The sequence below is a fragment of the Saccharopolyspora sp. genome (genome assembly GCF_017434145.1).
Lineage (GTDB): Bacteria > Actinomycetota > Actinomycetes > Mycobacteriales > Pseudonocardiaceae > Saccharopolyspora_C > Saccharopolyspora_C galaxeae.
Window position 1 is genome coordinate 1 of record NZ_JAFRFW010000720.1, and the last position, 5,725, is coordinate 5,725.

Below are 5,725 nucleotides of genomic sequence, written 5' to 3' on the forward strand. Positions count from 1 at the left end.
ACCGTGGTGGGCCCGGACAACACGCACTGGACGGACGGCCAGGTGCGGGTGGAAGGCAACGCGGTCACGGCTCCGGTACGGGAGCTTGGGCCGGCCGGGCGCTACACCGTGGCGTACCGGGTGCTGTCCAACGACGGACATCCGGTGCCCGGCAAGGTGTCGTTCACGCTCACCGAACCCGGCGGCGGCACCCCGGCCCCGCCACCGGCCGCCGCGGACGGGTCGCAGCAGCACTCCGGCGGCGCGATGCCGATCTGGCCGTGGATCGCGGGTGCGGTCGTGCTGGTCATCGCCGGGCTGGTGCTGGCGCTGCGGCTGGGCAAGCCGACCGACGAGGGCTGATCCGCCGGGCTCCGACTGGCACGTTCGGCGGTATGACGCGGCGCAGCGCGAACTAGAGTCGAGCACTGCGCCGCGAACCGTGCGATCATCGGCGGCCCCGGCAGGCGCGCAGAGCTTCAGCCGCGCCGAATCGGACCCGATTCTTCCGCGATGCGAAAATTCGTGCCCTGTCGCCGAACGGTCATTCGCGCTCGGTGAGTTGCTGGGCGGTCGGCATCTGCAGCGTCTCCAGCCGCCCCACGGCACCGCGCCCGCGCCGCGCGAGCTCACGCCGGCTGATCCGGCCATCGGCATAGATCCGGTAAGCGTGGCTGAGCATCACCAGCTCGGCCAGGTGATCCACGGCGCGCTGCCGCGCCTGCTCGCTCAGCCCGGGCACCAGCCCGACCTCGGTGTCCACCACGTCGTCCAGCACCCGCGCGGAATGCAGCGCCTTGCGGCCGCGCAGCGTCACCTTCCGGCCCATCCGCCGCAGCCATGCGGCCCTTCCGCTCGATCCGTCCACTCGGCCCCCCAACAGCCGCCGACATCCACGTCTGACTACCACGCCAGGGTCACGTCTTTCACCAAGAATCACCGCACGAACAACCTGGGTCGACAAAGTTCGCCCGATCGTACGTATCAACTTCCTAGCGATACGGCTCCCACTGCACCGTGCGATCACCCTCGCGCATCGAACGCAGCCGGATCCGCAGCTGCTCCCGCACACCCGGATTGCTGCGCAGGATCGGCAGCACGCTGGCCGTGATCTTCAGCTCGCGCAGGTCGCGCAACACCTGGAAGCCCGGCCAAGCCGTCACGTCGAAGCCGTAGACCGCGGCCAGCTCCCGGTAGCGCTCCGGCGGTGCGCCGAGCCGCAACATGCCGACCGCCATCGGCGTGAGGTCCCACTCCGGCGGCCCAGCGCACAACGAATCCAGATCGCACAGCAGCGGCCCCTCCGGACCTGCGATCAGGTTGCCGAGGTGCGCGTCGCCGTGCACCACCGAGCGGGCCAGCGGGAACTCCAGCCGTCCCAACCGCTCCTCGACGTCGTCGCAGTAGTGCTGCAGGAACGCGCAGTCGGCGGCGTCCAGCTCCTCCGCGTCCGCGATGCGCCTGCGCACGTCTTCCATCGGGCGCCATTCGGGCAACGTGGACGGCACCGACAGCGCGTGCACCTGCCGCAGCAACCCGCCCAGGTCGCTACCGCCCGGCGCCGGGCCGGCCTCCGGCACCGCCTGCCACAGCGTCGCCAGATGCCCTCCCGCGCGCACCGGCTGCGCAACTCCCGGCAGCAGCCGCACCGCGGGCACCTGGTGCTCGGCCAGCACGCGACCGGCCTCCACGACGTTGACCGCGCGGTAGGAGAACGACGGAGCCAGCACGATCCGCACGATCACCGGATGCTCCCGCAGCAGGAACACCCCGTTGTTGACGAACCGCACCAGCTTCGCCCCGCGCGGGTCCAACCCCGCGGCGGCGCAGATCTCCGCCAGCGCCATCGCCAGCTTCGGCCGGGTGTAGCGGCCTTCCGCGGCACGGGTGCGCGACGTCATCGAGAACCCCTCGGAGTGCGGCCGCGCACCGCCGCCGCAGCGGCCTGCTCCCGGGGCGGCGGCCCCGCGCTCACCGGACTCACGTCTCGCGGAACCGGCGGATCTCTTCGGACAGGTCCCGGGCATCGGAGTTCATCCGGTGCTTGCCCGCCTCCACCTGCAGCGGCTTGATCCGGTCGGCGACCCGGGCCGACTTGACCCGCTCGCCGATCTGCAGCGCCTGCCGCCCGACCTTGATGCCCTGCTGCAGGTCGCCGGCCCGGATGTGGTTGGTGGCCTGCAAGCTCAGCCCGAACACGTGCGTGCGCTGCATGTCCGCGCCGTACGCCTCGTTGCACTTGATCGTCTCGGCCACCGCCAGCGGTGCGTACCGGTCCGGGTCGAACACGGCCAGCGCGTCGTGCGCGGAGCCGATCATCCCGTGCAGGTCGTTCTCGTTGAAGAACCGCACCCAGTCCGGCGCCTCGGTGACGTTCGCGCGGGCGAACTCGTCCTTGGTGCGGCCGACCATCTTCTGCACCTGGTCGGGCTTGTTCAACATGCCGTAGGCCCAGGCCTCGTTCGCGCACAGCACCGCGACGGTCAGCGCCGAACCGGACTCCTGCGCGGCGATCTGGCCGAGCTGGAACAGCTTCAGCGCCTCGTTCGGCTCCTGGTAGTGCAGGTAGACGCGGCCCATCCGGTACAGCACGCTGGCCACCAGGCTGTCGTCCTCGGCCTGCTTGGCGAACTCCAGCGCCTTGCCGAAGTGCCCGCGCGCCGGATCCAGCAGCCCGGTGTCGAACGAAGTCCACCCGGCGAGGCTGTGCATGTCCGCCAGCGACACGTAGAGCTTCTGCTTGACCTGGTCGGATGCGTTCGCATCCAGCAGCTGCTGCGCCCAGGAAAGCTGGGCGACCACGGCGTCCCGGCAGGTGCCGCCGCCGTAGCGGTAGTCCAGGTCGCGTAACGCCTTGGTCGCCGCCTGGATCTGCTGCACGTCGGTCATGCCGATGCGCCCCGGGGCCGGCGTCTGCACATTGCTCGGCACCCAGGTGCTCTCCTCGGCACCGAAGACCGCTGCCCCCATGGTCACCGCCGCGGCGTGGGACAGGAATTTCCGACGCTTCACCGACTCGTCCTCCTCAGCCTGGGGGTCGCTGGAGTTCGCGACCCTCATCGCCGTCGCCCCGTCATAGGCGAGGCCCATGTACCCCCTCGGTATTCCGAGCCCGTCGGCGATGCGGGCCAGCACGTCATAGGCCATGACCTGGCGACCCTTGAGGATCTCGGACACCTCGGACTGCGACTGGCCCGTCGATGCGGCGATCTGGCGCTGCGAAACGCCGACCCGGCGCAGTTGCCGGTAGATCTCGCTGACGTTCCGGGCCGCCAACGCGTCCCGCATCCTTCGCTCGTTCCACACGTCGGGTGTAACGAGCGAGCCGTTCGAACCGATGGTGTTCATTTAGACCCCTCACGCTCTGCACGGGCGTCGATCGCAGAGTAAGGGCACTTCGACAAAGCGGTGAAGTGCGATTCGGCAAAGGTGATCGGCCGAGGTGAACTCCGCCGACCGTTCGTCGTCGCGGTCGGGCCGGTCGTCGCCTACCCGCTACCGCCCGCGGCCGACCCGTTCCAATCTAGTCATCGGTAAGCAACCGAGTACGGAGAGGAACCCGATCGGCAGTGGACGGCATCAAGGAGTCGGACCCGCGGTCCGGCGCGGAGCCCACCGGCAGCGTCCCGGTGCCCGCGCAGGCCGGACCGGAGTCCGGAACCGCCGGCCGCCGCCGTTGGTGGCGGGTGCTGTGCCGCGACGTGCTGCACATCCGCCGCTACCTCACCGTGCTGGTCAACCGGGACAGGGTGGTTCTCGTCGGACCGCCCGGCCGCACCGTGGTGCTGTCGACCGACGGAGTCGGCGAGTTGAGCAACGCACTGCGGAAGGCCGCTGAGCAGGCGAGAGAGTGACGGTGACGTTTCGGTGGACGAGGTATTGGGTCAGGTGCTGCGCAACGCGGTGTGGGAGCGGCTCGACGTGCTGAGCGAGCTGGCGAACCGCGCGGACGCCCCGTCCCTGCTGTCCGCGGCGCGTTCCGAGCTCCCTCGGCTGACCGAGGGGTGGCGAACGCTGCTGGCCGCTCACGACACCGACGACAAGGGCAACTGCACGGAGTGCTCGACCCGATGGCGCCCCCGCAGCGCACCGTGCTCGGTGTGGCGCTCGGCCTACGAGCACCTGGTCGCCGGTGCCCTCGCACCCCGTCCCGCCAGGCACCAGCGCCCGGCGCACGAGCTGCGCCCGGCCGCGCCGGTGCCCTAGGCCGGCGGCCTCGGCGCGGTCCGGTCAGCACCACTCCCTCCCCGAACCGGATCGCCGCCGAGCAACCGCCTGGTGGCCGGCGCACTCCGCCGTGCTCCCCCGACCACGGCGTGGTCGCCGGCCACCACGTAGGAAAAACTCCCCAGTGGCCATCCCAGTCTTCCGCGGGCCGGTGCTGAGCAACTCCCCTCCCCCGACCGGTACCGGTTCGCGGATTCCAACGGCTCCGGTCCCCTATCCCCGAAGGGGACCGGAGTGGACGAGGGGCCCCGGCGTCCGTTTCCCCGGATGGGCGCCGGGGCCTTTCTATTCGCACGACCACGCGCTACTTGCGCCGCAGCCGCGCCCGCGCGACCAGTTCGGGATCGAGCCGCACCTCCCCGCGCCCGGGAACGGTGCACCCGGCGGGCACCGCGAACCACGGTTGGCGCGGCCCGAGCAGCGCGGAGTAGACCGGCACGAATCCCTGGTCCTGCAAGGAAACCGCGAAGTCCGCACCCACCGTTCCGCGCGCATCCACCGCCCCCGTCCCCTGCCACGGCAACAGGCCGGAACCGCCGAGGTAGGTGAACCCGCACCGCCCGCGGCGCGCGGCGCTGACGGTGAGGCGGATCCGGTTCGGGAACATCTCCTCGTACCCGAGTTCCTCGTCGACCCGCAGCGTGGCCAGGTAGCGGATCACGATGTGCCAGGCTCGGCGCAGGACGTCCGCGCGCGCCTGCCGCACCGCGGGCGGCACCGCGCTGCCCGCGAGGTCGTAGACGTCCGAATACACCAGCCGCGCCCAGGTGCCGCGCCGCATCCCGGAGGGCACCGGCAGCGGCACCGAGTACACCAGCGACATCAGCATTTCCCGGAACAACACCAGCGCGGGCGCCACCGAATCGTCCACTTCGGACGCTCGCGCGTGCGCGCTGTCCAAGGTGCGCAGCGGGTCGTCGGTGATGTCCAGGCCCCGCAACGCCTCGGTGAGCAGCCGCCGGTAGCGGGCGGCGCGGACCGCGCGTTCGGCGGTCAGGTCGCCGCCGATCCTTCGTGCCGCGGCCGCGTCCACCTCTTCGATCGCGCAAGCCTCGGCGATGCCTGCCAGTTCGGCGTACTCCCGCAGCTTCCGGACGTAGGCACCGGTGATCGACGCCGGCCGCGGCCGGAAGTGCCTGCCGTCGGTGAGGATGCGGAACCGCAGCCCCGGCGGATGCACAGCGCTCGCCGCCCGGTGCATCTCCCGCAGCCGCAGCAGCGAGCCCAGTTCGGCGAGGTCCGGCAGCGGCCCGGAGGCCTTCAGCCCGTTCAGGTGCTGCTTGACCGGGAAGCCCAGCAGCACCACGTCGATCGGCTGGTCGCCGCGCACGAACGGTTCGGCGTCGCGGCGCAGGTCGGCCACCTGGTAGTTCGCGCGCGCCCCCTTGCGGAACTGCTTGCGGGTGAGCACGTGGTGCAGCGCCCGCAAGGTGCGTTCCACCCGCTGCTCCTGCGTTCCGGGTTCGTCGAGCGCGAAGGTGCTGCGCGCGCTGCTCGCGAGGCGGTCGGCGGCGCGGTC

At 71.2% G+C, this 5,725-nt stretch carries 7 protein-coding genes; 3 read left to right on the forward strand and 4 right to left on the reverse strand.

Features of this window, described 5'->3' with window-relative positions:
• Window positions 1-342, forward strand: a 342-nt coding sequence (locus IJH84_RS19595; RefSeq protein WP_295147243.1) for a copper resistance protein CopC, incomplete at its 5' end; no start/stop codon positions are given.
• A 181-nt stretch (window positions 343-523) separates the two neighbouring features.
• Here the strand turns inward: IJH84_RS19595 and IJH84_RS19600 are convergent.
• The 3 genes from IJH84_RS19600 to IJH84_RS19610 all read right to left on the reverse strand — a co-directional run bounded on the left by IJH84_RS19600 (window position 524) and on the right by IJH84_RS19610 (window position 3,267).
• Complete coding sequence (locus IJH84_RS19600) at window positions 524-808, reverse strand: hypothetical protein (protein ID WP_295147246.1); 285 nt, start codon at window positions 806-808, stop codon at window positions 524-526.
• Window positions 809-971: 163 nt separating this feature from the next.
• Window positions 972-1,880 (reverse strand): phosphotransferase family protein, encoded by a 909-nt coding sequence (locus IJH84_RS19605; protein ID WP_295147249.1) that lies wholly within the window; start codon window positions 1,878-1,880, stop codon window positions 972-974.
• 79 nt (window positions 1,881-1,959) lie between these two features.
• Window positions 1,960-3,267 (reverse strand): helix-turn-helix transcriptional regulator, encoded by a 1,308-nt coding sequence (locus IJH84_RS19610; RefSeq protein WP_233626545.1) that lies wholly within the window; start codon window positions 3,265-3,267, stop codon window positions 1,960-1,962.
• Between the two features lie 281 nt (window positions 3,268-3,548).
• Here IJH84_RS19610 and IJH84_RS19615 point away from each other — a divergent pair, with 281 nt between their 5' ends.
• Together IJH84_RS19615 and IJH84_RS19620 are read left to right on the forward strand one after the other, a co-directional pair.
• Window positions 3,549-3,833, forward strand: coding sequence for a hypothetical protein (locus IJH84_RS19615; RefSeq protein WP_233626543.1), 285 nt, complete (start codon window positions 3,549-3,551; stop codon window positions 3,831-3,833).
• A 13-nt stretch (window positions 3,834-3,846) separates the two neighbouring features.
• Complete coding sequence (locus IJH84_RS19620) at window positions 3,847-4,185, forward strand: hypothetical protein (protein WP_295147255.1); 339 nt, start codon at window positions 3,847-3,849, stop codon at window positions 4,183-4,185.
• A gap of 325 nt (window positions 4,186-4,510) precedes the next feature.
• Here the strand turns inward: IJH84_RS19620 and IJH84_RS19625 are convergent.
• Window positions 4,511-5,725: L-tyrosine/L-tryptophan isonitrile synthase family protein (locus IJH84_RS19625; RefSeq protein ID WP_295147258.1), on the reverse strand; the 1,215-nt coding region annotated here is incomplete at its 5' end.

Bases quoted from the DNA above. Each gene is read 5' to 3' on its own strand.
- IJH84_RS19600 (WP_295147246.1), bottom strand. From the start codon at position 808: ATGGGCCGGAAGGTGACGCTGCGCGGCCGCAAGGCGCTGCATTCCGCG.
- IJH84_RS19605 (WP_295147249.1), bottom strand. From the start codon at position 1,880: ATGACGTCGCGCACCCGTGCCGCGGAAGGCCGCTACACCCGGCCGAAG.
- IJH84_RS19610 (WP_233626545.1), bottom strand. From the start codon at position 3,267: ATGCGGGACGCGTTGGCGGCCCGGAACGTCAGCGAGATCTACCGGCAA.